General features: G+C 68.4%; 22 protein-coding genes. 13 read left to right on the top strand and 9 right to left on the bottom strand.

Annotation, left to right across the window (positions count from 1 at the left end; translation table 11 throughout):
• Positions 1–28: 28 nt before the first annotated feature.
• A complete protein-coding gene (locus HEP85_RS01840) occupies positions 29–1,477 on the top strand; it encodes an NAD(P)/FAD-dependent oxidoreductase (protein WP_168525566.1) in 1,449 nt (482 codons plus the stop codon).
• Here HEP85_RS01840 and HEP85_RS01835 read toward each other — a convergent pair.
• Both HEP85_RS01835 and HEP85_RS01830 read right to left on the bottom strand, forming a co-directional pair.
• Entirely contained in the window at positions 1,434–1,952 is a 519-nt protein-coding gene (locus HEP85_RS01835; RefSeq protein ID WP_248001787.1) for an MFS transporter, read from the bottom strand. The two genes, HEP85_RS01840 and HEP85_RS01835, sit on opposite strands and share 44 nt — an antisense overlap.
• A 331-nt stretch (positions 1,953–2,283) precedes the next feature.
• Positions 2,284–2,871, bottom strand: coding sequence for a TetR/AcrR family transcriptional regulator (locus HEP85_RS01830; RefSeq protein WP_168525564.1), 588 nt, complete (start codon positions 2,869–2,871; stop codon positions 2,284–2,286).
• A 386-nt stretch (positions 2,872–3,257) separates the two neighbouring features.
• Here HEP85_RS01830 and HEP85_RS01825 point away from each other — a divergent pair, with 386 nt between their 5' ends.
• A complete protein-coding gene (locus tag HEP85_RS01825) occupies positions 3,258–3,656 on the top strand; it encodes a nuclear transport factor 2 family protein (RefSeq protein ID WP_168525562.1) in 399 nt (132 codons plus the stop codon).
• Between the two features lie 118 nt (positions 3,657–3,774).
• Positions 3,775–4,224 (top strand): nuclear transport factor 2 family protein, encoded by a 450-nt coding sequence (locus HEP85_RS01820; RefSeq protein ID WP_168525560.1) that lies wholly within the window; start codon positions 3,775–3,777, stop codon positions 4,222–4,224.
• 94 nt (positions 4,225–4,318) lie between these two features.
• Here the strand turns inward: HEP85_RS01820 and HEP85_RS01815 are convergent, their stop codons facing one another.
• Together HEP85_RS01815 and HEP85_RS01810 are read right to left on the bottom strand one after the other, a co-directional pair.
• Positions 4,319–5,194, bottom strand: a complete 876-nt coding sequence (locus HEP85_RS01815; RefSeq protein ID WP_168525558.1) for an alpha/beta fold hydrolase — start codon at positions 5,192–5,194, stop codon at positions 4,319–4,321.
• Between the two features lie 384 nt (positions 5,195–5,578).
• Complete coding sequence (locus HEP85_RS01810) at positions 5,579–6,208, bottom strand: TetR/AcrR family transcriptional regulator (protein WP_168525556.1); 630 nt, start codon at positions 6,206–6,208, stop codon at positions 5,579–5,581.
• A gap of 73 nt (positions 6,209–6,281) precedes the next feature.
• On the opposite strand from HEP85_RS01810, the gene HEP85_RS01805 reads away from it, so the two are divergent.
• From HEP85_RS01805 to HEP85_RS01780, 6 genes are all read left to right on the top strand, one after another.
• A complete protein-coding gene (locus HEP85_RS01805; protein ID WP_248001785.1) occupies positions 6,282–6,992 on the top strand; it encodes a hemerythrin domain-containing protein in 711 nt (236 codons plus the stop codon).
• A gap of 59 nt (positions 6,993–7,051) precedes the next feature.
• On the top strand, positions 7,052–7,966 hold the full coding sequence (locus HEP85_RS01800) for a hypothetical protein (protein ID WP_369657551.1): 915 nt from the start codon (positions 7,052–7,054) through the stop codon (positions 7,964–7,966).
• A gap of 93 nt (positions 7,967–8,059) precedes the next feature.
• Positions 8,060–8,488 carry a VOC family protein gene (locus HEP85_RS01795; RefSeq protein ID WP_168525552.1) on the top strand — a complete coding sequence of 143 codons (429 nt, stop codon included), beginning with the start codon at positions 8,060–8,062 and terminating at the stop codon, positions 8,486–8,488.
• Between the two features lie 261 nt (positions 8,489–8,749).
• Positions 8,750–9,175, top strand: coding sequence for an SRPBCC family protein (locus HEP85_RS01790; protein ID WP_168525550.1), 426 nt, complete (start codon positions 8,750–8,752; stop codon positions 9,173–9,175).
• A 302-nt stretch (positions 9,176–9,477) separates the two neighbouring features.
• Positions 9,478–10,341: a haloalkane dehalogenase gene (locus HEP85_RS01785; RefSeq protein ID WP_168525548.1), complete on the top strand. Its 864-nt coding sequence runs from the start codon at positions 9,478–9,480 to the stop codon at positions 10,339–10,341.
• A 152-nt stretch (positions 10,342–10,493) separates the two neighbouring features.
• Complete coding sequence (locus HEP85_RS01780) at positions 10,494–11,366, top strand: hypothetical protein (RefSeq protein ID WP_248001784.1); 873 nt, start codon at positions 10,494–10,496, stop codon at positions 11,364–11,366.
• Positions 11,367–11,524: 158 nt separating this feature from the next.
• Here the strand turns inward: HEP85_RS01780 and HEP85_RS01775 are convergent, their stop codons facing one another.
• The gene (locus HEP85_RS01775; protein WP_168525546.1) at positions 11,525–13,255 is read right to left on the bottom strand and encodes a RecQ family ATP-dependent DNA helicase; all 1,731 of its coding nucleotides are present in this window, start codon (positions 13,253–13,255) and stop codon (positions 11,525–11,527) included.
• A 263-nt stretch (positions 13,256–13,518) separates the two neighbouring features.
• Between HEP85_RS01775 and HEP85_RS01770 the strand changes: the two genes are divergently transcribed.
• Positions 13,519–13,767 carry a hypothetical protein gene (locus HEP85_RS01770; RefSeq protein WP_211117779.1) on the top strand — a complete coding sequence of 83 codons (249 nt, stop codon included), beginning with the start codon at positions 13,519–13,521 and terminating at the stop codon, positions 13,765–13,767.
• Between the two features lie 25 nt (positions 13,768–13,792).
• Here the strand turns inward: HEP85_RS01770 and HEP85_RS01765 are convergent, their stop codons facing one another.
• The 4 genes from HEP85_RS01765 to HEP85_RS01750 form a co-directional block, all read right to left on the bottom strand.
• Entirely contained in the window at positions 13,793–15,991 is a 2,199-nt protein-coding gene (locus tag HEP85_RS01765; RefSeq protein ID WP_168525544.1) for an acyltransferase family protein, read from the bottom strand.
• A gap of 314 nt (positions 15,992–16,305) precedes the next feature.
• Positions 16,306–16,899, bottom strand: coding sequence for a TetR family transcriptional regulator (locus HEP85_RS01760; protein WP_168525542.1), 594 nt, complete (start codon positions 16,897–16,899; stop codon positions 16,306–16,308).
• Positions 16,900–16,985: 86 nt separating this feature from the next.
• Positions 16,986–17,276, bottom strand: coding sequence for a hypothetical protein (locus HEP85_RS01755; protein WP_369657550.1), 291 nt, complete (start codon positions 17,274–17,276; stop codon positions 16,986–16,988).
• 770 nt (positions 17,277–18,046) lie between these two features.
• A complete protein-coding gene (locus tag HEP85_RS01750; protein WP_168525540.1) occupies positions 18,047–18,214 on the bottom strand; it encodes an AsnC family protein in 168 nt (55 codons plus the stop codon).
• Between the two features lie 108 nt (positions 18,215–18,322).
• On the opposite strand from HEP85_RS01750, the gene HEP85_RS01745 reads away from it, so the two are divergent.
• The 3 genes from HEP85_RS01745 (at position 18,323) to HEP85_RS01735 (ending at position 22,141) form a co-directional block, all read left to right on the top strand.
• On the top strand, positions 18,323–19,483 hold the full coding sequence (locus HEP85_RS01745; RefSeq protein WP_168525538.1) for an alpha-hydroxy-acid oxidizing protein: 1,161 nt from the start codon (positions 18,323–18,325) through the stop codon (positions 19,481–19,483).
• A gap of 247 nt (positions 19,484–19,730) precedes the next feature.
• The gene (gene mdlC, locus HEP85_RS01740) at positions 19,731–21,341 is read left to right on the top strand and encodes a benzoylformate decarboxylase (RefSeq protein WP_168525536.1); all 1,611 of its coding nucleotides are present in this window, start codon (positions 19,731–19,733) and stop codon (positions 21,339–21,341) included.
• Between the two features lie 38 nt (positions 21,342–21,379).
• Entirely contained in the window at positions 21,380–22,141 is a 762-nt protein-coding gene (locus tag HEP85_RS01735; protein WP_168525534.1) for an SDR family oxidoreductase, read from the top strand.
• The last annotated feature ends 40 nt before the right edge of the window (positions 22,142–22,181 follow it).

Below are 22,181 nucleotides of genomic sequence, written 5' to 3'. Positions count from 1 at the left end.
CCCCCTTACAGACGAATGAGGATGTGTCATGGAAACGACGCCGCATGACAACGCCGATGTCCACGACGTCATCGTGGTGGGTGCCGGCCCCGTGGGCCAGACCGTGCTCGAGCGGGCGCGGGCCGCCGGCCTCTCGGTCGCCCTGGTCGAGCGCGAACTCGTGGGCGGCGAGTGCTCGTACTGGGCCTGCATCCCGAGCAAGGCGCTGCTGCGACCCGTCGTCGCCGTCGCCGACGCACGCCGGGTCGAGGGGGCGAGCGCCGCGGTCACCGGCACGGTGGACCCGCGCGGTGCCTTCGCGCGCCGGGACCGTGTCGTAGCGGACTGGAACGACAGTGGGCAGGCCGACAACATGACGGCGCTGGGGGCCACGCTGGTCCGCGGCCACGGGCGGCTCGTGGGGGAACGACGCGTGGCCGTGGAGGGCCCGGACGGTGCACAGCACATGACGGAGGCGCGGCACGCGGTCGTGGTGTGCACGGGCAGCGGCGCCTTCGTCCCCGACCTTCCCGGCATCGAGGAGGCGCGCCCGTGGAACAACCGCAGAGCCACCGACTCCGAGCAGGTGCCCGGCAGCCTCGTCGTGATCGGCGGGGGCGGTGTCGCCGTCGAGATGGCGAGCGCGTGGCAGGGCCTCGGCGCACGGGTCACCCTCCTGGCCCGAGGATCCGCTCTGCTGTCGCGTATGGAGCCCTTCGTCGGGGAAGAGGTGGCGCACGGCCTGGCGGAGTCGGGTGTGGACGTGCGCACGAACACCGACGTGGTGTCACTGAGCAGGCCCGACCCCGACGGGCCCGTCACCGTGCGCCTGGCCGGCGGCGCCGAACTCGAAGCGGACGAGGTCCTCTTCGCCACCGGACGCACCCCGCACACCGACGACATCGGCCTGGACACGGTCGGGCTCGCCCCCGGAACCTGGCTGGACATCGACGACGCCTGCCGCGTCCGCGGGGTCGACGGCGGGTGGCTGTACGCGGCGGGTGACGTCAACCACCACGCCCTCCTCACCCACCAGGGCAAGTACCAGGCCCGCATCGCCGGAGAGGCCATCGGAGCCCTCGCCCGCGGAGAGAGCCTCGACACGGCAGTGTGGGGAGCCCATGCCACGACCGCCGATTTTCAGGCGGTCCCCCAGGTCTTCTTCTGCGACCCCGAAGCCGCCTCCGTCGGACTCACCGCGGCCGAGGCGGAACGGGCGGGCCACCGGACCAAGGTCGTCGACGTCGACATGGGCGCGGTTCCGGGGGCGTACCTGTACGCGGACGGCTACCGGGGACGGGCCAGGATGGTGGTCGACCTGGACGGTCACCACCTCCTCGGCGTCACCTTCGTGGGCCCCGGGGTGGCAGAGCTCCTCCACTCGGCGACCGTCGCCGTGGCCGGAGGCATCACCATGGACCGTCTCTGGCACGCCGTGCCCTGCTTTCCGACGATCAGCGAGGTGTGGCTCCACCTGATGAAGGCGTACCGCGACTGAACCCGGCGACCCTCCGGTCGCGTCGCGCCACCGACGCACGCGACCGGCCCCCGCTGACCGGGTGTGGACGCCGATGGGGCGTTCCGGCCGTAACCGGTGCGCCTCCGCGGTGGTCGACGGGTTGGGGCGTCATCCGACCTGCAGACGGAGGCGAAGTTGGGTGGCCGCGCTGAGCAGGGCTAGCGTGCCGCCCAGGGCGAAGCCGGCCGCCGAGAATTCCGGCGGTGATCAGCGAGGTGGCCCGGTGGACGGCCTCGGCGGGCACCAGTCGAGCGGCGACGCCCGCGCCCATCGCCCAGAATCCGCCGACGCCGATGCCGAGCAGGACCCTGGCCGCTGCTATCACGGCCATGCTGGGGGCCGGCGCTGCCAGGACGTCGGAGGCGGCACTGAACAGCGCGAGAGCGATCAGGACCTTACGCCGGTCGAGCCGTCCCGAGGCGATGGTGACCAGGGGAGCAGTGACCGCAGCCATCAGGCCGGGTACGACGACGACCAGGCCGACGGCGGGTTCTCGGACGCGCCGTCCACTTGGTTGTAACACAATAAGTTATAACGGAAGAGGTGGGTGTCGGTGGCGAGATGATGGCCACACCTGCCGCTGTACGATCCGGTCGGTGCGGGGAGTTGACTGCTCCCGACACTCCTCCAGCCCGCTTTTCAGGGCGAGTTGACCACGAACTTCGTTCCGGTGCGACGAGTGTGAGCCGAGTCGGGCCGGGCGGCAACGGCAGTCTGATCCGCTGCGAGCGATGGGTGAGAGGCGCGCCCTCGTCCGGATGAAGAGTTGAACAACTGCCGTGAGATCAAGGGCGAGGCAGGTTCGACAGTGCGGAGTGGCCGATCTGTACGAGGGCGGAGGCGTCCATGTCGGTCTTCGCGAGGAACTCGATGCCCTGCAGGACCGCCAGTAGCAGGGTGGCCATCTCCTGCGGACTGGCGTCCGCGGCCAGATCACCCTCCCGTTGGGCATCCTCGACGCAGGCGGTCAGGAGATCCTGGATCTCTTGATAGGTCACGCGGGCGCGAGAGACCACTTCGGACTCCCGCCCGTGCAGTTCAGAGGTGCTGCCGGCCAGGAAGCAGCCACGGCGACTTGCGTCATCGCCGTAACCGTGGGCAGCGCCATCGAGGAGGAGCTCCAGGCGCTCCAGCCCCGTCCCCGGGCCGGTGAGAATCTGCCGGACGCTGTCGAGCTGTTCGTTTCGATAGTCGTCCAGTGTGCGCAGGAAGAGTTGGCGCTTGTCGCCGAACGCCCCGTACAGACTGCCCTTGCCCAGCCCGGTGGCGGCCATGAGGTCGTCCATGGAGGTGGCCGTATAGCCCCGATTCCAGAACTGCTCACGGGCGTTGTGCAGAACCTGTGCTTCGTCGAAACGTCGAGGGCGACCCATGCGGCCTAACGTATCAGTTCTTGACTCTTCAGTCCATATATGACGCGTGCGGGCTGTATGCCACCCTCCGTGCGAGTGTGCACCACCCCCGGCGCTGCCCGGGGAAGGCGGGTCCGGGCGTGAGATTTCGCCGGGCGCCCGCACCGAACGGCCCATGTGACCCCATGGTGATGCGCACGGCAACACTTGGCTCTTCTTGTCTCTTCTTGACCGCTCGGTCCATATGTGTTTGACTCGATCGTGACGACACGGGGCCTATGCGCTGGTATGTCCACCCCATATGTTCCACGGACCGTCGATCCCTCCGCTCCGGAACCTGTCAGTGCGAAAGCCGACTGGTGCCAGACGCGACGCAGCCAATCCCCCCAACGAAAGGTTCCCTGACCATGACCACACGTGAGGTTGTCGAGCAGTTCCTCGGCCTGCTGGCCGCCGGAGACCCGGACGCTGTCGCGCAGATCTTCGCCGACGAGATCGACTGGTACGTTCCCGGATCCGACCGACTTCCCTGGACGGGGCGGCGTACGACGCCCGCCGAAGTCGCCGACTATCTCAGGGTGCTGGGCGAAAACATCGTGCCGGAGGAGAACATCGACAAGGTCGAGGCGTTGGTCGTGGAAGGCCGGCACGCTGTACTGCTGGGTGAGTTCACCCGAACCGCGCGAAGCACGGGCCGCATCTACCGGATGCCCATAGCCATGCACTTCCAGGTCGCCGACGGCAGGATCACCAAGCTGTACCTGTACGAAGACACGGCCAAGGTCGCAGAGGCGTACGCACAGTAGAGAGCCGAGACCGGTCTCCACCGTTCCCATCGACCAGGCCTACTGCGGGTGTTCACGGTCCCTGCTCGTCATGGACGGTACGCGAGCAACACCTATCAGGACCTATAAGGAGTGAAGAATGACCAAGAGTAATGACCTCCAGGAAGCGCGCGAAGAAGTAGCCGCCAGATACTTCCGTCTGGTGGATTCATCGGACCCAGCGATTCTGGACCTCTTCACGGATGACGCTCAGATGTTCTTCCCGAAGTTCGGGATTGCCACCGGGAAGGCTCAGATCGCGTCATTCGCCCAGGGTTTCGCTGGAAAGATCGCTTCGATTCAGCACGACATTCCCGGTCTCACGGTAGTGTCCTCCGGAAACTACGTGGTCACGGAGGGATCAGTCAGGGGGACCACGACGTCGGGTACCGCCTTCCCCGATGGCTCTTCCTCCTATGGATTGTTCTGCAATGTGTTCGAGTTCGAGGGCGAACGGATCAAGAGACTTCACATCTACGAGGACCCGGACTTCGCAAGCACGCACATGGACGGCGTGGAGTGGGGAAAATCCGTCCGCGCCGGCATGTAGAGGGCTGCTCGAGAGGGAGGACGCCGGTCGGCGTGCAACGGCCGGCGGTCACCCGGCTCGGAGTGCCGATGAATGAGGCCTCTGCACTCTGACGTTATTCGGACGGAGTGAGAACGCGCCCGAGGAAGCCGTGAATGTAACCGTTGATGGCGTCAAGATGCGTTTCGAGCGCAAAATGTCCAGCCGGGAGGAGATGAATCTCGGCATCCGGCAGATCGCGGGCAAACGCTCGTGCTCCGTCCGGCCCGAATATTTCATCGTTTTCGCCCCACACCGCGAGGAGCGGCACCTGGCTCGTGCGGAAGTACTCCTGCAGTCTCGGGTACCCCTCGATGTTGGACGGGTAGTTTCGGAACAAGGCCAACTGGACCTCATCGTTGCCCGGCCGGTCCAGCAGCACCTGATCGTGGAGCCAGTTGTCCGGGCTGACCAGGTTCTTGTCCGCGGCGCCGTTCTCGTACTGCCAACGGGTCGTCTCCGGAGCGAACTTTCGTCGCGCTCCGGGCTCGGTGGCCGGTCCCGGGTCGGAGGCGTAGGCGAAAAGGTCTTCCCAAAAGGGCTGGACGAAACCTTCCATGTACGCGTTGCCGCTCTGCGTGATGATGGCGGTGACTTCGTACGAGGGATTCAAGGCCAAACGCCATCCGATGGGCGCCCCATAGTCGTGGACGTAGATCGAGAAGCGACTGATGCCCAGTCTGTCGAGCAGCCCGCCGGTTGCCTCGGCGAGATGGTCGAAAGTGTAGTCGAAATCATTGATCCCAGGCATTGAGGATTGGCCGTAACCGATGTGATCAGTGGCGATCACGTGATATTGGTCCGCCAGCACGGGAATGAGATTCCGGAACATGTGTGAACTGGTGGGAAACCCGTGCAGCAACAGCACCACTGGGGCTTCGGCAGGGCCGGCTTCACGATAGAAGACCCGCTGGCCGTCGATCGTCGCCGTACGGTGATACGTGGGAAGCATCTCACCCTCCGAAGGGTTCAATGACCGAGGCCAGGAATCACTGACCACCAAACTCAAGTTCGGGGTCGTTGATGGGATTTGACCGGCTCGCCCCCGCGCTGTCAGATCAGACCTCGAAGTCAGGATAGGCGTGAGTTGCAGAACCGGCGACTCGGGGTTCCACAGACTGCAAGATCCGTTCCCGCGCGACGTGCAGCCGTGGGCGGCGGCCCGGCCAGGCAGCCGTTTACCGATTCCTCTCCCGTCGTCAGCATCGCCGAGCGACCGACTACGGCAGCGGGAACACTCCCGTGGCCCCCCTACCCGTGGCCGGACGGCTTTTCCGCAGCCGTCTGCTGGGATGAGATCCGATGGCGACCTGTGCACTCCGAACGTAGCGCTCGTTCACGCGGACTTGTCTCTCAGGAGTGCCCGGCAGGCGGAGCGGGCGGTCCAGGCTTGGGCTCGGTCGAATGACCAAGCGCGCTCACCGACGAGCGTGATCCAGGCGTGCGGCCCCAGATGAAACCAGAGCAGGTCGACAGCCTCCGCGTGACTCACCTCGGTGGGGAGTGCGTCGAGCGTGACAAGGCGGTTGGCCACGCGGGTCAGGGCTTGGACGTAGTCATCTGCGCCCCTGTCCAGCACTGCCTTCACCGCGGGCTCACCCGGTGGATTCCGATAGAAGAGTTCGTACACGAGCTCCCAATGGCGTTCGTGTGTGAGCCGGGTGCCCTCGGCGGTCAACGCGATCACGGTGCGGGGGTCGTCGCTGGCCTCGACCGCGGCCAGGGTGTCGGCGATGGCCGGGTCCGTCAGAGCCGGCTCCAGCAGGGCCGTCAGGATGCTGGGCTTGCTCCCCACGCTGCTGTACACGGTCGGCACGGCGACGTTCCCTGCCTCTGCGATCTCCCCAATGGTGACCCCGGCATACCCGCGGGCCAGAAAGAGCGCATGCGCGCTGCTCAGGATGGCCTCGCGGGTGGCGGCCGCCGAGTTGACGCGTCGAGTCGAGGTGTATTTGCGGGTCGTCACCGGCGCAGTATACCGCGCACACCATAGGTCACTATATTGACAATAGAGTCATCTAATGAATATGTTGCGCTACATGACACTGCACCCCCCCACGGAATCGACGGCGGTCATCGAAACCCGACTGGCCCACGAGGTCCACCGAGCGGCCACCACCCTGTTGGCCGAAGCGGCCCTCAACGCCTCGGTGCCCCTCAGTGCGACCGCGCAACTGCGCGACTTCCTGGTGGCCAACCTGCGGCACCACCATCAGACCGAGGACGACGACCTCTGGCCCCGGATCGTCGCCACTGCGCCGACCGCAGCACACGCGCTGGAATCACTCACTGACGAGCATGACCAACTGGACGCGGCGCTCAACCGATTGGCCGGCATCGTCGTGCACGTCGACGAATCAGGCGGCGATCCGCTTGAGACGGCCAGGCCCGGCGCCGGCGACCGTGCGGCCATCGGGAGTGAGGCAGTGGTTCGTGCCACGCTGCACGACGCGGCGGCGACGGTCCGCGACATCGTGCACGACCACCTGACCCACGAAGAGCCCGTCCTCTTCCCGGCACTTCGCGAGCACGTCAGCCCCGCAGAGTGGGAGGACTTCGCGCGGCGCGTGATCGCGACCACGCCACCCGTGGCCGGCCACCTCATGGTTGGCTTCCTCGACGAGGTGGGATCGCCCGCGGAAGTCGAGATGGTGCTCGCGGGCCTGCCGGAGCCGGTGCGCCCGCTCGTCCCCGCGATGCGTCTCCAGGCAGCGGCCGATCTCGGCATCCTGCGCGGGATCGGCGCATGACCTCCGCACCGGTCAGGTGGCCTGACGCCGCGGACGCCGCGATCAGGGGCGACCTCACCGTGGCGGTCGCCTATGTCACTCCGGCCGGCGGCGCCGTGGTCACCAGCGTCTCGCCGTTGGGACTCGGGGAACGGGAGAACGGCCTGGTCGGATTCACCACTTCACTCGGCTTCCCGAAGAAACTGGAACGGATCCTGCGCAACCCGGACGTCGCCCTTGCGTATCACACGCGGGAGCACGGCTTTGCCGCGAGTGACTCGTACGTGCTTGCCCAAGGCGCCGCATCGGTCGACCTGCGTCCATCGCCGGAGCGTCTGGCCGAGCTGATGCGGGCCTCCGGGCCGTTCCTCGGAGAAGTCAAGCGTGGGCCGTTGTGGGACTGGCTGCTGCGTGAATACCACCAGGAGCGCGTCTTCGTCGACGTCGAACTCAAGCGTGTCGCCGTGTGGGAGAACCTCGCAGCCCGAGGGGCAAAAGCGGTCACAGGCGCCGCCTGGCCGCACCATCCGGCGGAACAGGAAGCACCGAGAAACGGCACCGGCCCGCGCGTCGAACTCGCAGCGGTCGCACGTCAGATCCACCGACTGCCGCATCGGCTCCTGGCCTACCGCGGCGCGGACGGTTTGCCCGTCATCGTCCCCGTGAAAGTCACCAGCCACGACGAGGCGGGGCTGTACCTCGACCTACCCGCAGGGCTGCTCCCACCGGGCGGCCGTAGAGCCGGCTTCCTCGCCCACGGCTTCCAGCCGCAATGCGTCGGGCTGGGAATGCGAACGCTCACCGGTTGGCTCACGGTCACCGAAAAGGACGCCATCTACGCGCCTCACACGTCCAAGGGCTTGGCCGCACCGCCGTACAGGACTCTGCTGACCGTCTCGAACGGACTCCTGGCCAAATACGGTGTGTGGCGTGCACAGCGTGACGGCACGTCAGCCCGCCTCCAGGCCCTCGCCGCGCGCCGCCCGACGGACTGACCCGGGTCCGAGAACGAGGACGACCGCTGCGGGGGTTGCGGGCCGATCCATCTGGGGAACCGAGCGGCGGAGCCCCCCTGTTACGGTACGCCGATGTCAGCGATCAAGAAGTTCCAAGTCACCTTCGACTGCGCAGAACCTGAGCGCCTCGCACGATTCTGGTGCGAGGTCTTGGGATACGTCGTACCACCGCCCCCGAAGGGGTTCGCCACTTGGGACGATTTCAAGCGCTCGCTGCCATCTGACCAGCAGGACGCATGGTTCGCCTGCATTGATCCCTCAGGCGTGGGCCCGCGGCTGTACTTCCAGCGCGTCCCCGAAGGAAAGGCTGCCAAGAACCGGCTGCACCTCGACGTGCGGGTCGGCACCGGACTCGTGGGTGAAGAGCGCCTCGCCGCCCTCGAGGCCGAATGCGCACGACTGGTCCCGCTCGGCGCGGTGCACGTGCGCACGCTGTACGACGGCAATGATTCGTGCATCCCGATGCAGGACATCGAGGGCAACGAGTTCTGTATCGACTGAGCAGCTTCGGGCCGCAGACATGGGGAGCCGCTCCACCCTTGGGCCTCTGTACCCGAAAAGGGGTGGACCTGTGGTGGGCCGGCCGTGTGCTGCACGGCCTTCGTCTTGACGGCCACGCGGATCAAGGCGAGGAGGCAACACCGGTTGGGGCCGGTCTGGAGGGGCTCCGGTGCGTTGGCGTGAGTGCGTATACAGCCCCATGACGGGTACCGGGTACGCACTGAACCAGCCGATGTCCGGAACTCTCTGAGGAGTCATCAATTGTCCGCCTCTCTGGTCGAAACCGTCGACGTCCAAGCTCCTGTTTCCCTCGCGTGGGCGCTCTGGAGCGATGTCACCCGGTGGCCGAGCTTCCTGAGCCACGTACGCCGAGTCGACAGGTTGGACGGACAACGTTTCGCCTGGCAATTGCAAGTTGTCGGAGCTGACAAGAACTTCGTCGCGGAGCTCACCGAGGTGATCCCGGAAGATCGGATCGCATGGCACACCGTGGAGGGTGTGGACCATGCCGGAGTGGTCACGTTCCACCGGCTGAGCGATACGACCAGTCGGGTCACTTTGCAGATTGAGTACGACCCGAAGGGATTCATCGAGCGCCTTGGTGCTCTCACCAATCTGGATTCGACGCTCGCCAACTACGACCTCGGTGAATTCCAGAAGCTGGCTGAAACCGCCGCGGCGTCCTGATGGGTCCGGGCGCGCCGAGCCCGTACATCCGGCGGCGGGGGCGGTGAGCAGCCCGACCACGGGCGGCTCCGCAGATGCGCGGTACGACGGCGAGAATCGCGGTCAGTGGTGGTCGTGCCAGAACAGCGAGGTGCCCCGTACCGGAGCGGGTGCGGGGCGCCCGCGACGCGCGATGCGGACCACCGTGATGTTCTCGCCCTGGCCCTCGCTATGACGAAATGCAAGATATGGGTCATAGATGCGCCATTCTTGTCGTAACGGTAGAGCGAGCGGCGCTGACAGGTGGCCGGGACGGAGTCGAGATGAGCCCTGTGACCGGCGCGAAGCGGCGTATTGACCTGGAGGGCACCGGGATCGCGTTCGTCGAAGCGGGGCATGGTGATCCGATCGTCTTCCTCCATGGCAATCCGACCTCGTCGTACCTGTGGCGCAACGTGATGCCGCACCTCACCCAGTTCGGTCGCTGCCTGGCGCCTGACCTGGCCGGCATGGGCGACTCCGACCCGCTTCCCGAGCGGGGCATGCGACTGGCGGATCACGCCGCGTTCTTGGAGCGCCTGTTGGAGCGGCTCGACGTCCGCGAGCGCGTCGTGCTCGTCGTCCATGACTGGGGCTCTGTCCTCGGCTTCGACTGGGCGCGCCGTCACCCCGACGCCGTGCGCGGCATCGCCTATATGGAAGCGATCGTGGCGCCGCTGACGCCGGCGCATTTCGCCGACGGCGGCGAGTTCATCGGACGCATCCGCGGCCCCGAAGGTGAATGCCTCGTCCTCGACGAGAATGTGTTCATCGAAGAGTTCCTTCCTGGTGGCGTGCTGCGCGACCTCACCTCGCAGGAGCTCGACGTCTACCGCCGCCCATGGCGCGAGCCCGGCGAAGCGCGCCGTCAGCTGCTGGTCTGGCCGCGTGAGCTGCCCCTTGACGGGGAGCCCGCCGATGTCGTCGATATCGTCGAGGCCAACGCCGCGTGGCTTGGCACCACCCAGTTGCCGAAGCTGTTCGTCAACGCCGAGCCGGGCATGTTCCTCACCGGCGCACCCCGCGAGCTGTGCCGCACCTGGCCCAACCAGCGCGAACTCACCGTTCCCGGCCTGCACTTCGTCCAGGAAGACGCCCCTGACCAGATCGGCACCGCCATCGCGGCATGGCTGCGCGACCTGCCCTGAAGATCTCCTCGGCCACGGACCGACCCTGCCCGGACGCTTCACGACCGTGGAGACATGCTCGCTCCGACTGGACCATCGTGTGGACGGCAGGGAAGGCGGTGGTGGGGGCCACCCGAACCACGGACCGAGGCGTACCCGTATGGTCCCACCGAGTGGAGTTCATACAGAGGAACATCGGCTGGTTCGGGCGGGCTACGGGTGTGCTCTCCCCTGCGCAGGCGACAGGCTTCCGCCCTCTCCTGGAACAACTGGCGGCGGGCGAGTTCGAAGAGGCCGAGGCGCGGGCGATGGCTCTCGCGGGCCGGCCACGGCGCGTCTGGGACCGGCGTCCCGAGCCGGTGTGGCTGGCGAGGGCGTTCGCCCTCACGGCCGCGGTACTGCACGGGCGCAGGGAGCACGTACTGCCCGAACTGGATTCGCTGGCAGTCGAGTTGCAGCACACGAGCCGAGGCGCTCGGACCATTCTGCTGGTGGTGCGGGTCAATCGCGCCGTCGTTCTCCTCGGCGAGGAGCAGTATGCGAAGGCGGAGTCCGAGGCCGCTGACATCCTGCGCGAGGTGACGCGTCTGGCACATCTCACGCAGGTGGCGGACATCGAGCTGTCCGCTCTGGCGTGCCTGGCCGAAGCCCTGTGCGGACAGGGCCGGTTCGAGGAGGCGGAATCGGTCGCGCGCGGCAATCTGTCCCGCGCGACAGGGAACAGGGCCGCCTCCTTGCGCTGTCTAGTGGTGGGTAGCCTGAACGGGCAGGGCCGGTACGAGGAGGCGCTCGCCGAGTCCGGGCAGCCCACGCCACCCGCGTTCCGCGCCGGGAGCGGGCAGTTGGCCATGGCCATCGCCGCGGCTCTGCACGGTCTCGGCCGCAACGACGAAGCCGTGATGACCGTGCGTCAGGCACTGCGCGAATGCGAGCAGTTCCTGCATCCCACCCATCCACGCATGCGCGAGGCTCGGGAATCGCTGGCCCGCATCACCGCTGGAAACCCCCCGTCCGAAGCCCCGGACGAGGGCACCGGATCCCCGTAGGTCTTGGTCAGGCTCACTGGTGCGCGGCGTGTCCTGGGACCGCTGCTCCGGTCGACCACGGACCCCGATGGCCGATCCAGGCACCGCCGCTGCGAGCACGATCCCAGGGCTGCGGCCGGAAGCGGAGCATCACACGTGTCGCGGACGCCGACGTGGCGTCAGTTCCTCGTCGCGGTGGATGACACCGGCGTCAGCAGGCCCCGGGCCCGGATGGCGGGGAGGGACAGCGTGCGATAGCCCACGCTCTCGAACAGGACCGTGATCCTGTTCCCCTCTTCGCTCATCACCTCGCCCTCGCCCCACGTCGTGTGCCCCACCCGCATGCCGGGCGGGAAGGAGCCGTCGGCCGTCACGGGTTCCAGTGGGGCAGGACCCGTACCGGAAAGGATGTCTTTTGTCCGGGCGGGGGCCTCCTTCAGCTCCTGTGTACGGGTGCATGTGTCGCAGCCCGCGCAGTCGCCTTCCGTCAGACTCTCACCGAAGTACCCGAGCATGTGGCGTCGGCGACAACCGTTCGTCTCCGCGTACGCCCGCATCATCTCCACCCGGGAACGCTCCAGGTCGACGCGGGCGGAAGCGATCCGCATCGCCTCGCGGACGCAGGCGTCCCGCCGCGCCCCCGGCACGGCCCGAACACCGCCGCGTTTCTCCGTTGTCACCGCTCCGGCCTCCTCCAGCAGGTGCAGCATCGACGTCAGCGGCGGCTGGGACAGCCCGGTGCGTTTGCGCAGACTGGTCACCGTGACGGGCCCCGGCTGCTCGCGCACCGCGTCGACCAGCCCGCCCAGCACCTCAGGGTCGGGGTGCGCGCCCGTCCGGAACCGCTGCACGCCGAGGTCCTCGGGCCGGTACGCGAGGATCGCGGTCGACGGTTCTCCGTCGCGGCCCGCCCGGCCGATCTCCTGGTAGTAGGTGTCGAGGGAGCCCGGCACCGATGCGTGCAGCACGAAGCGGATGTTCGGCTTGTCGATGCCCATTCCGAACGCGGAGGTGGCGACGACCACGTCGAGTGCGCCGTCCCGGAAGCGGTCGTGCGTCCGGGAGCGCTCAGCCGCCGACAGCCCCGCGTGGTAAGCGGCGCTGTCGAATCCGAGCGCCGACAGCTCCTGCGCGTACTCCTCGGCCTCCCGCCGCGTTCCCGCGTAGACGATGCCCGGTTTGGCCTCGGCCGCGGCCCGCTCCACCACCCACCGGCGCTTCCCCGCGTTCTCCCGGTGCCGTACGACCTCCAGCGTGATGTTGCGGCGGTCGAACCCGGCGACCACCTCGTGCGCCTCCCGCATGCCGAGCCGCTCCACGATGTCGGCCCGTACGGGAGCCGCCGCGCTGGCGGTGAGGGCGAGGAGCGGCGGCCGGCCGATGCGTTCGCGCACATGGCACAGGGACAGGTAGTCGGGCCGGAAGTCGTATCCCCACGAGGACACGCAGTGTGCCTCGTCGACCACCATCAGCGCGGGAGCGGCCGCGGCGATCTGCTCCACCACCTCGTCCTTCGCGAGCTGCTCGGGCGAGACGAACAGGAAGTCCAGGCTGCCTTCGCGTACGCGCTCCCACACGGCCTCGTTGTCCCGTGGGCGCTGCGCGGAGTTGACGGCCGAGGCGCCGGATCCCTTGATGCGGGCGAGATGGGCGACCTGGTCCCGCTGGAGCGCTATCAGGGGCGAGACCACGACGGTGGGACCGTCCAGCAGCACACCCGGCACCTGGTACACAGCGGACTTCCCCGCACCCGTCGGCATCACCACGATGGTGTCGCGCCCCGCCATCACGGCTGTCATGGCGGCGAGTTGGGACGGTCGGAGTACCTCCCAGCCGAACACCTCACGGGCACAGCGGCGCAGTCGTCTCCTGAGTGACCTGGTCTTGAAGTATCCGACCTTGACGCGCATGGCACTCCTGACGCCGCTCTCCAGTGGGGTTCGGCGCTCGTGTACCCCCGAGCGGACGAAAAACGGTCCGTTCGCCGGGAGTTGTCGATTCGTGTTCTCGCAGTGCGTGATACGGCGTTCCCCGGCGACGCGGTCGGCCGCAACGGGGAGGGTTCCCCGGCGCCGGGGACGACCTCGGCGCGGCCTCCGTTCCCACTGGCTACCAGGGCACTTCCCCGTTTTCGTCCTGGAAGGTTCCTGTCGGACCGTCCGCGCCGAGGGTCGTGAGACGCACGACGACATGGAGTGCCGACCATGTCCCCTTCGACAGCGTGATGGGCAACGGCCACCGCGAGCGGACGCTGTCCATGCTCGACAGCCCGTACCTGGTCGAGGAATGGGGTCTGCCCACGGCAGTGGTCCTGCTTTCGGGGGACGGTCACTACTGGATCGGGCTCGGCTACCGGGCCTGCGGCCGACACGGGGAACCGTCCGTCACCTGGTTCGACAGGGATCGCTCTTGTCCGCCATGAGTCCTACTACGGCGACCACCCGATGTCAGCGGCCGGCCGGTGATTCGGTGACCCGGCCGGGGTGACGAGTCAGGTCGGCGCCGTAGAGGGCGGTCATCTCACGGCCGAGAACGGGTGCGAGGGCCTCGGCGTAGGACTCGGTGAGATGGCTGTCGTCCCGGTAGACGAACGTGTCACCCACCACCACGGGGCAGCCACCGGTGCCGCAGAGCCAGGGGAGCGGGTCGATCACCGAGACACCGGTGGCCGCCGCCGCGTCGGTGATCTCCCGCTTCTTGCCCGGATCCTTGACAGCGTCCCCGACATCGGACGCGCACCGCTCCAGCTCCCGCGGATGGGTCCCGGCGCAGTCGACCGCGTCCCCCTTCGGCCAGGGGGTGTCCACGATGGCCAGCACCTCGGCGCCGCTCCTCACCAGTTCCCGAAAGGTCCGCTTGAATCCGTCGGTCCACTGCCGGCGCGGATCGCCGGACGGTCGGGCCAGGTCGGCCGCGTCCGAGGAGGAGGCGATCACCAGAGCGGGATGCAGGGACCTGATCCTGGCCAGCTGCTTGGTCCGCCACTGGTCGCAGGACACGTACGGCTTCCCCTGGTAGACGGTGGTGACGGCGGAGACCTTGCACGACGACTTGGTCATCGAAACCAGCTTCCAGTGGTGCTCCTTGGCCAGCCGGTCGACCGCAGGGAACCACTGGGCCGCGTGCGAGTCCCCGAAGAGCACGACCACCTTCGACGCGGACCGGTCGCCGTAGACACAGGGTGGGGTCGCCGTGCTCAGATAGCCGATGTGGCAGTCGTCCCGATAGAGCTGGGACAACGTCCCCTTGATCCTGGTGAGTCCGGGCGTCAGATTGCTCGGCAGACTGTGATGGGGTCCTTCCAACAGCTCGGTCAGCCTCGCCCGCGGATCGGCCGCCCCGGTGAGCGCGCTCCGCAGGCCCGGCGCCGCCACGTCCGAGGCTATGGGCGGCGGGAAACCCGTCGCGACCAGCGCCGCCGCCGCGGCGCACGCCGTCAGTGCGGCGCCCAGCCCCAGCGCCCGTACCGGACGGCCGCGGAACACCCGGTGGAACCGCACCGGATTCTCCACCAGGTGCAGCGTGACCCAGGCCAGCAGCAGGGCGATCGCCGCGCAGACCAGCCCGAACGGGGCGGTCGCCGGCCTGTCCGACGCCATCGGCAGGATCACCAGCACCGGCCAGTGCCACAGATACCAGCCGTACGAGAGACCGCCGACCCACACAGCCGGCCGGAGCGACAGCAGCCTGCCCGCGCCGTACCGCGCGGGTGAACATCCGCCCGCCAGCACCAGCGCGACGCCGAGCACCGGCACGAGAGCGTAGTACCCGGGAAACGGCGTGTTGTCGTCGAACCGGACCGCCGCGACCAGCAGCGAGACCAGCCCGATCCAGCTCATCGGCCCGGACGCCCACGTCGGCAACCGCTCCAGCCTGCGGGCGAAGAGGGCGAGCAGCGCACCGACGCCGAGTTCCCAGAAGCGGGTGTGCGAGCCGAAGTAGGCCCAGGAGGCCGAGGTGGCCGTCACCCGCACGTTCAGCGCGAAGGAGATCACGCACAGCATCGCGAACGGCACCGCCACCAGACCGGTCCGACGCCGCGCGAGCTTCCAGCCGGCCCACAGCAGCAAGGGCCAGACCAGGTAGAACTGCTCCTCGACCGCCAGCGACCAGAAGTGCTGGAAAGGCGACGGCGGGCTGTCCGCGTTGAGGTAGTCGGTGCCGGCGTTCGCCAGCCGGAAGTTCACCACGTAGAGGGTGCTGCTGAGCGCGTCCCCCACGTACTCCTCGAAGCGGATCCTCGACAGACAGAGCCAGGCGCCGCAGAGCGTGGCGAGCCCGACGACGGTCGACGCGGGCAGCAGCCGCAGCGCCCGGCGGGCGTAGAACCTCCGCACCGAGATACGGCCGTCCCGCACCAGTTCGCGCAGGAGCAGCGAGGTGATGAGGAAGCCCGATATCACGAAGAAGACGTCGACCCCGATGTAGCCGCCCGCGACATGGCGGACGCCGGCGTGCGCGAGTACCACCAGCGAGACCGCGAGCGCGCGCAGGCCCTGGATGTCGAGGCGAAGCGGCGCTGCGGCTGCTGACCGGGCCGGCGTTCCGGTGCCCGATCCGCCCGCCGTTTCGCCGCCGCCCGGGTCGTGCGGTGGGGATGTCGGCGCCTGCGTCGCACTCTCTGCGGGCCAGGCAGCACGAACCACGGGAATCTCCTCTGCGGGATGGCGGATGAGCGCCGAACCGCACGGCGCCGCTGATCAGACCGACCATCAACAGGAAGGGTTGCGGTAAATCGGCCCGGCTCACACGCCCCGTCACCATTCTTCGTCGAAGCCCTACCCGCCGTTTCCGAACCGTTCATCGGATCGCGTCGACGGGAGCTTGGCCGCGACGCCTCGCAGGCGCGCGCAGGGGATGCGACCCGAGGATTCCCGCGGTCGCGTGGGCAGGGGGCAGTCCTCAGGTCACCTCAGCGATGAAAAGTGGGTGCCTGTGGCTGCTTCATCGCCTGATGCCCTCATGGATGTGGGACAGCGGACTTCGGCGCGCTGATCCGGCGTGCGGCCTCGACGACCGCCGAACGGTGCAGGGCGAGACGCTCGGGTGACCAGGACTGGTCGATCTCCCCGGGGTCGACATCCTCGGCGGCCGAGAACCACGCCTGGGCCACGGCCAGGACCATGGTCAGAAGGTCGTCCGGCGGCATCTCGGGGGAGAGGCCGCCACGCTCCTGGGCGTCGGCCACTTCGGCGGTCTTGCGCCGGAAGGCGTCCGCTTCGAGTCCGGTGGTGGCGGGGCGCTCCAGCAGCTTCCACAGTCGCAGGCGCATGAGGTCCGGCCGGGTGACCAGGTGGTCGAAGACCGCTCCGGCGTAACCGGGAAGATCCTCGACGTCGAACGGCACGGACTCGGCTCCCGCCGTCATCGCCCGGCGCAGCACCTCGTCGAACAACTGCTCCTTGTTACCGAAGTAGACGTAGATCAGCCGCTTGTTCGCTCCCGCAGCTTCGGCGATCCGGTCCACTCGGGCTCCGGCGATGCCGTGGGCGGCGAATTCGGTGAAGGCGGCGTCGAGCAGCCGGGCTTTGGTGGCGCTGGAATCCCGTGGCATACGCCGCACCCTAGCAAGTAACTATCTGGTTATAGACATTCGCGGGTCATTCGGCGCCGCGACGCGGGACTGGCGGCTGCCTTGCGTCACACGGCCGGTTCCGCCCAGAGGTCGGGCGGGATGACACCGACGGAGCGGCCCTGGGGATCCAGTAGATGGCCGAGCAGCTTGTCCTGGCGCAGGGTGATGACGCGGTCGACGATGTCGAGGCTCGGGTGAGCTGTCGCGAGGTGGGTCTCGAGGCGCAGGACGTCGCTGACGGAGTGCAGGCTGGCCTGAAGAACGAGGTTGTGCGGCCCCGTGAGGGCGGCGCAATTGCGGGTTTCGGGCAGTTGGATGAGGGCGTGACCGATTTCGGGGAGGTCCGCGGGTGGCACTCTGGCCCAGAGGGTGACCGAGACGGGCCAGCCGCCCAGGGGGCGGGCGAAGTCGCAGCGGAACCGCAGGAGGCCGCGTCGGGTGAGCTGCTCGAGGCGGCGTTTGGCCGTGGAGAGGCTGACGCCGAGGTCGTGGGCCAGGGCCTGGTAAGGAGCGCGGCCGTTGTGCGCGAGCCGGGTGACGAGGGCCCGGTCGAGGGGGTGATCTCACCGGGGGCGACGGGGGTTTGGGCCGGGGGTCGGCCGGTCAGTCGGGCACGCTGGTCGGGGGCCAGGGCGGCGATACGCCACCGGCCGCCCTCGGTGAACATGTGCGTGACGACGCGGGCCTGCACCGCGGTGATGCCGGGAACGCACGGGAGCAGGTCGAGGGTGTAGCGGGAGAGGGCCGGCAGGTCGCGGGTGGCGGCGATGGAGAGGATGTCGTGGTCGGCGGCCGCCCGCTCGATCGTGATCATGTGGGGGTGGGTGGTGAGTGACTGGGCGACCTGGGCAGTGGCTCCAGGGGCGCAGTCGATCACCATGAAGGCCAGACAGATCTGCTCGAACAGGCGCGGACCCGGCGAGAAGGCCACCCAAGGGCTGTCCCGTAATCCCCGGTGGATCAGCGCGCGGCGTCAGATGCGGTGCATCGCAAGGCGGAGGGTCGTCCTCATACTGGGCGTATCAGGGCGATCCGACAACGCGGCGTGGGGGTCCCCCCTGCTCGAAGAGCTCGGGGGAGTGCCGTAGCTGTCGTCGTGCGCCCGCCGGGGATTACGGGACAGCCCTCAGGCAGCCCCTTGGTCGGACAAACGGCCGAAGCGGCGGGCGACGGTGACCGGGTCCACCTCGAGTGCGCGGCCGAGTTCGGCCCATGAGGCCCGCGGTCGCAGTTGCAGGCCGTTGATCAGTGCCAGTTCGTCTTCGGTCAGCAGTGGCGGAGCGACATCCTGCATTTTCACGGCTCGTGAGCGAGAATCCTGCGTTCGGCGGCTTTTGTCCCGCATTATCCCATTGTGGACTTCACGAGCCGGTACCGGGCGGGCGTGGAGAAGGGTTGGAGCATGACTTTCGCCGACTATCAGGACGAGATCTATCTCGACGGACTGCGTGGGGTGGTGCCGCCCTTCCCGATGACGTTCGACGAGCTGGAGCCGCCGGCTCAGGCCGCGATGCCCCCCTCGATCCGCTCGTACGTCGCGGGTGGCGCCGGCGACGAGCGCACCCAGCGGGCCAACGTCAGCGCGTTCGAACGCTGGGGCCTCGTCCCGCGCATGATGGTGGGCGCCACGGACCGGGATCTGTCCGTCGACCTGTTCGGGATGCGTCTGCCCTCGCCGCTGTTCATGGCCCCGGTCGGCGTGATCGGCCTGTGCGCGCAGGACGGCCACGGCGATCTCGCCACTGCCCGCGCCGCCGGCCGCACGGGCGTGCCGATGATCGCCTCCACGCTGACCGTCGATCCGCTCGAGAAGGTCGCCGAGGAACTGGGCGACACCCCGGGCTTCTTCCAGCTCTACACCCCTACCGACCGGGAACTGGCCGAGAACCTGGTCCACCGTGTCGAGACGGCGGGATTCAAGGGCATCGTGGTCACCCTGGACACCTGGATCACCGGCTGGCGCCCACGCGACCTGGCCACCAGCAACTTTCCTCAGCTGCGCGGGAACTGTCTGGCCAACTACACCAGTGACCCCGTCTTCCGCTCCGGACTCGCCCGCAGCCCGGAGGACGATCCGAAGGCGGCGGTCGCTCTGTGGGCGCGGACCTTCGGTAATCCGCTCACCTGGGACGATCTGCCCTGGCTGCGCTCCCTCACCGACCTGCCACTGATCCTCAAGGGCCTCTGCCACCCCGATGACGTCCGTCGCGCCAAGGACGGCGGCGTGGACGGGATCTACTGTTCCAACCACGGCGGCCGGCAGGCCAATGGCGGTCTGCCCGCCCTCGACGTCCTGCCGGCCGTGGTCGGGGCAGCCGACGGTACGCCCGTCCTGTTCGACTCCGGTGTCCGCACGGGGGCCGACATCATCAAGGCCGTCGCCCTGGGTGCGACCGCGGTCGGCGTCGGCCGCCCCTACGCGTACGGGCTCGCCCACGGAGGCGAAGCCGGCATCGTCCACGTCCTGCGGGCCCTGCTCGCCGAAGCGGACCTGCTCATGGCCGTCGACGGCTACCCCGCCCTCGCCGACCTCACCCCCGACTCCCTCCGTCGCCTCACCTGACACCTGACACCTGACACCTGGCGGCCAAGCCCGGGGCGGATCCCCACGCCCGCGGTACGGACCCGTCACCGAACAGGTCACACCTTTCGCGACAGGCTCCCCTTCCTCCAGCGGGATCGGACGGGCGCACCGGTTCTGGTTCGCACCGCACCCGGGAAGCGATTCGAGCCTTCACCGAGAAGTACTCACCCCAGGGCAGGGACCCGCCGACCCGAAGCCCGACCCAGGAAGAAAGCCGACAACGACCATGACCGAGCACTCCACCGTTCATAGCGTGACCTACGACCTGCTGCGCACCCTCGAACTCACCACCGTCTTCGGCAATCCCGGCTCCACCGAGCAGCCGTTCCTGCAGGAATTCCCCGAGGATTTCACCTACGTCCTTGGACTGCAGGAGGGGTCCGTCGTCGCGATGGCCGACGCCTTCGCCCAGGTGACCGGCCGCCCCGCGCTGGTCAACCTGCACTCATCGGCCGGGGTGGGAAACGCGATGGGCAACCTGGTGGCGGCCTACCACGGAAACACGCCGCTCATCATCACGTCGGGACAGCAGCATCGGGAACTGGTGATCGGGGATCCGTATCTCGGTAACCGTGAGGCCGTCACGATGCCGAAACCGTGGGTGAAATGGTCGTATGAACCCGCGCGCGCCGAAGACGTCCCCGAGGCTTTCATGCGGGCCTATGCGGAGGCGTTGCAGCCACCGACGGGACCGGTCTACCTGTCGATTCCCATGGACGACTGGAGGAAGCCGCTTTCCGGTTTCACCCGGGTGCGGACCGTGAGCGACTGCGTCGCCCCCGACACCGGGCGGCTGCGCGCGTTCGCCGACCGCATCTCCGCCAGCCGTCGTCCCGCACTGGTCTTCGGGCCGGAGGTCGACCGCAGCGGCGGCTGGGACGCGGCCGTCTCCCTCGCGGAGAAGCTGCGCGCTTCCGTCTACGGCGCCCCACTGCTGGACCGTGTGTCGTTCCCCGAGGACCACCCCCAGTTCCGCGGTCCGCTGGGGATGTCGGTGAAGACCATCAGCGACCGGCTGACCGGGCACGACCTGGTGGTCGTCATCGGGGCTGAGGTGTTCCGCTACTACCCCTACGTACCCGGCGACTACCTGCCCCCGGACACGGAACTCCTGCAGATCACCGGCAATCCGGCGGTTGCCGCGGCGGCACGCGTGGGCGACAGCCTGCTGGGCGATCCCACGCTGGCGGTCGAACTGCTCCTGGACATGGTGACGGAAGGCTCGGCGCGGACCGCTCCGGAACCGATGCCACGACCCCGTGAACTGCCGCGGACGCCGAACAGCCCGCTCACCCCGCCCGAGGTCTACGCCGCCCTGAGCCGAGTCCGGCCGCCCGACGCGGTCATCGTCAACGAGTCGACCTCCACGATGGCGCAGCAGATCGAGTGGCTCCCCACCACCCGGACCGGATCGTTCTTCGCCACCGCCAGCGGGGGCATCGGCTGGGGTACCCCGGCCGCCGTCGGCGTCGCGCTCGCCGACCGGGAGAGGGGCGTGGAGCGGCCGGTGATCGGTCTGATCGGCGACGGTTCCTTCCAGTACTCCGTGCAGGCCATCTATACGGCGGCCCAGCACGACCTCCCGGTCGTCTACGTGGTCATGCGCAATCACGAGTACTCGATCCTCAAGTCGTTCGCGGTGCTGGAGGAGACCCCCGGAGTGCCCGGACTCGACCTGCCGGGGCTCGACATCGCGTCGCTGGCCCGCGGCTTCGGGTGCCGTGCGGTCGATGTGGAGACCACCGACGACCTGGAACGGGAGTTCACGGCGGCCCTGAGCGCCGGCACCACCACGGTCATCGTCGTACCCACCCAGCCCCAGAAAGCGATGCTGTAGGCCGTTCGGCCCGCGCGATCGGACGAAGGAAGGCAATCATGGATCTTGGACTGAAGGACCGGGCGTACATCGTCACCGGTGGCACCCGCGGTCTGGGCAGGGCAGCCGCACGCGAACTGGTGGCGGACGGAGCGAGGGTGGTCATCAGCGGCCGCGACGAGAAGTCGGTCGCCGCCGCCGAGGCCGAGCTCGGCGGGGAGGGACGGGCGGTCGGGATCGTGGCGGACAACGCCGACACAGGGACCCCGGACCGGCTGATCAGCGCGGCCCGCGACGCCTTCGGCCGGCTGGACGGGGTGCTCGTCAGTGTCGGGGGACCGCCCGTGGGCACGTCGGACACCATCGACGACGACCAGTGGCGCACCGCCTTCGAGTCGGTCTTCCTCGGCGCGGTGCGGCTGTCCCGCGCGGTCGCGGAGGAGCTGGACGAGGGAGGCGTCATCGGCCTCGTCCTCTCCAGCTCCGTGTACGAGCCGATTCCAGGTCTCGCGCTCTCCAACGCCCTCCGGCCGGGCCTGGCCGGCTACGCGAAGAACCTCGCGAACGAGCTGGGCCCGAGGGGCATCCGCGTGGTCGGCCTCGTACCCGCCTACATCGAAACCGACCGGGCACGCGAACTCGACGCGCGGTACGGCGACTCCGATGCCGCCCGCGAGCGTGCCACCGCGGGTGTTCCGCTGCGGCGCTACGGAACCCCGGACGAGTTCGGCCGCACCGCGGCCTACCTGATGTCACCCGCCGCGTCGTACCTGACGGGGGTGATGCTGTCGGTCGACGGTGGCGTGCGCAGAGGCTTCTGACCGGGACCAGTTCATGGGGCGCCCACGCCCCTAGCGGTAC

It is taken from the genome of Streptomyces sp. RPA4-2 (genome assembly GCF_012273515.2).
In the GTDB taxonomy this organism is placed as follows: Bacteria; Actinomycetota; Actinomycetes; order Streptomycetales; family Streptomycetaceae; genus Streptomyces; species Streptomyces kaempferi.
This window is presented reverse-complemented; position numbering and strand designations above follow the sequence as displayed.

Excerpts from the sequence above, each read along its gene's own strand:
- HEP85_RS01840 (WP_168525566.1), top strand. The coding sequence starts at position 29 with ATGGAAACGACGCCGCATGACAACGCCGATGTCCACGACGTCATCGTG.
- HEP85_RS01835 (WP_248001787.1), bottom strand. The coding sequence starts at position 1,952 with ATGGCTGCGGTCACTGCTCCCCTGGTCACCATCGCCTCGGGACGGCTC.
- HEP85_RS01830 (WP_168525564.1), bottom strand. The coding sequence starts at position 2,871 with ATGGGTCGCCCTCGACGTTTCGACGAAGCACAGGTTCTGCACAACGCC.
- HEP85_RS01825 (WP_168525562.1), top strand. The coding sequence starts at position 3,258 with ATGACCACACGTGAGGTTGTCGAGCAGTTCCTCGGCCTGCTGGCCGCC.
- HEP85_RS01820 (WP_168525560.1), top strand. The coding sequence starts at position 3,775 with ATGACCAAGAGTAATGACCTCCAGGAAGCGCGCGAAGAAGTAGCCGCC.
- HEP85_RS01815 (WP_168525558.1), bottom strand. The coding sequence starts at position 5,194 with ATGCTTCCCACGTATCACCGTACGGCGACGATCGACGGCCAGCGGGTC.
- HEP85_RS01805 (WP_248001785.1), top strand. The coding sequence starts at position 6,282 with ATGACACTGCACCCCCCCACGGAATCGACGGCGGTCATCGAAACCCGA.
- HEP85_RS01795 (WP_168525552.1), top strand. The coding sequence starts at position 8,060 with ATGTCAGCGATCAAGAAGTTCCAAGTCACCTTCGACTGCGCAGAACCT.
- HEP85_RS01785 (WP_168525548.1), top strand. The coding sequence starts at position 9,478 with ATGAGCCCTGTGACCGGCGCGAAGCGGCGTATTGACCTGGAGGGCACC.
- HEP85_RS01775 (WP_168525546.1), bottom strand. The coding sequence starts at position 13,255 with ATGCGCGTCAAGGTCGGATACTTCAAGACCAGGTCACTCAGGAGACGA.
- HEP85_RS01760 (WP_168525542.1), bottom strand. The coding sequence starts at position 16,899 with ATGCCACGGGATTCCAGCGCCACCAAAGCCCGGCTGCTCGACGCCGCC.
- HEP85_RS01750 (WP_168525540.1), bottom strand. The coding sequence starts at position 18,214 with ATGCAGGATGTCGCTCCGCCACTGCTGACCGAAGACGAACTGGCACTG.
- HEP85_RS01745 (WP_168525538.1), top strand. The coding sequence starts at position 18,323 with ATGACTTTCGCCGACTATCAGGACGAGATCTATCTCGACGGACTGCGT.
- mdlC (WP_168525536.1), top strand. The coding sequence starts at position 19,731 with ATGACCGAGCACTCCACCGTTCATAGCGTGACCTACGACCTGCTGCGC.
- HEP85_RS01735 (WP_168525534.1), top strand. The coding sequence starts at position 21,380 with ATGGATCTTGGACTGAAGGACCGGGCGTACATCGTCACCGGTGGCACC.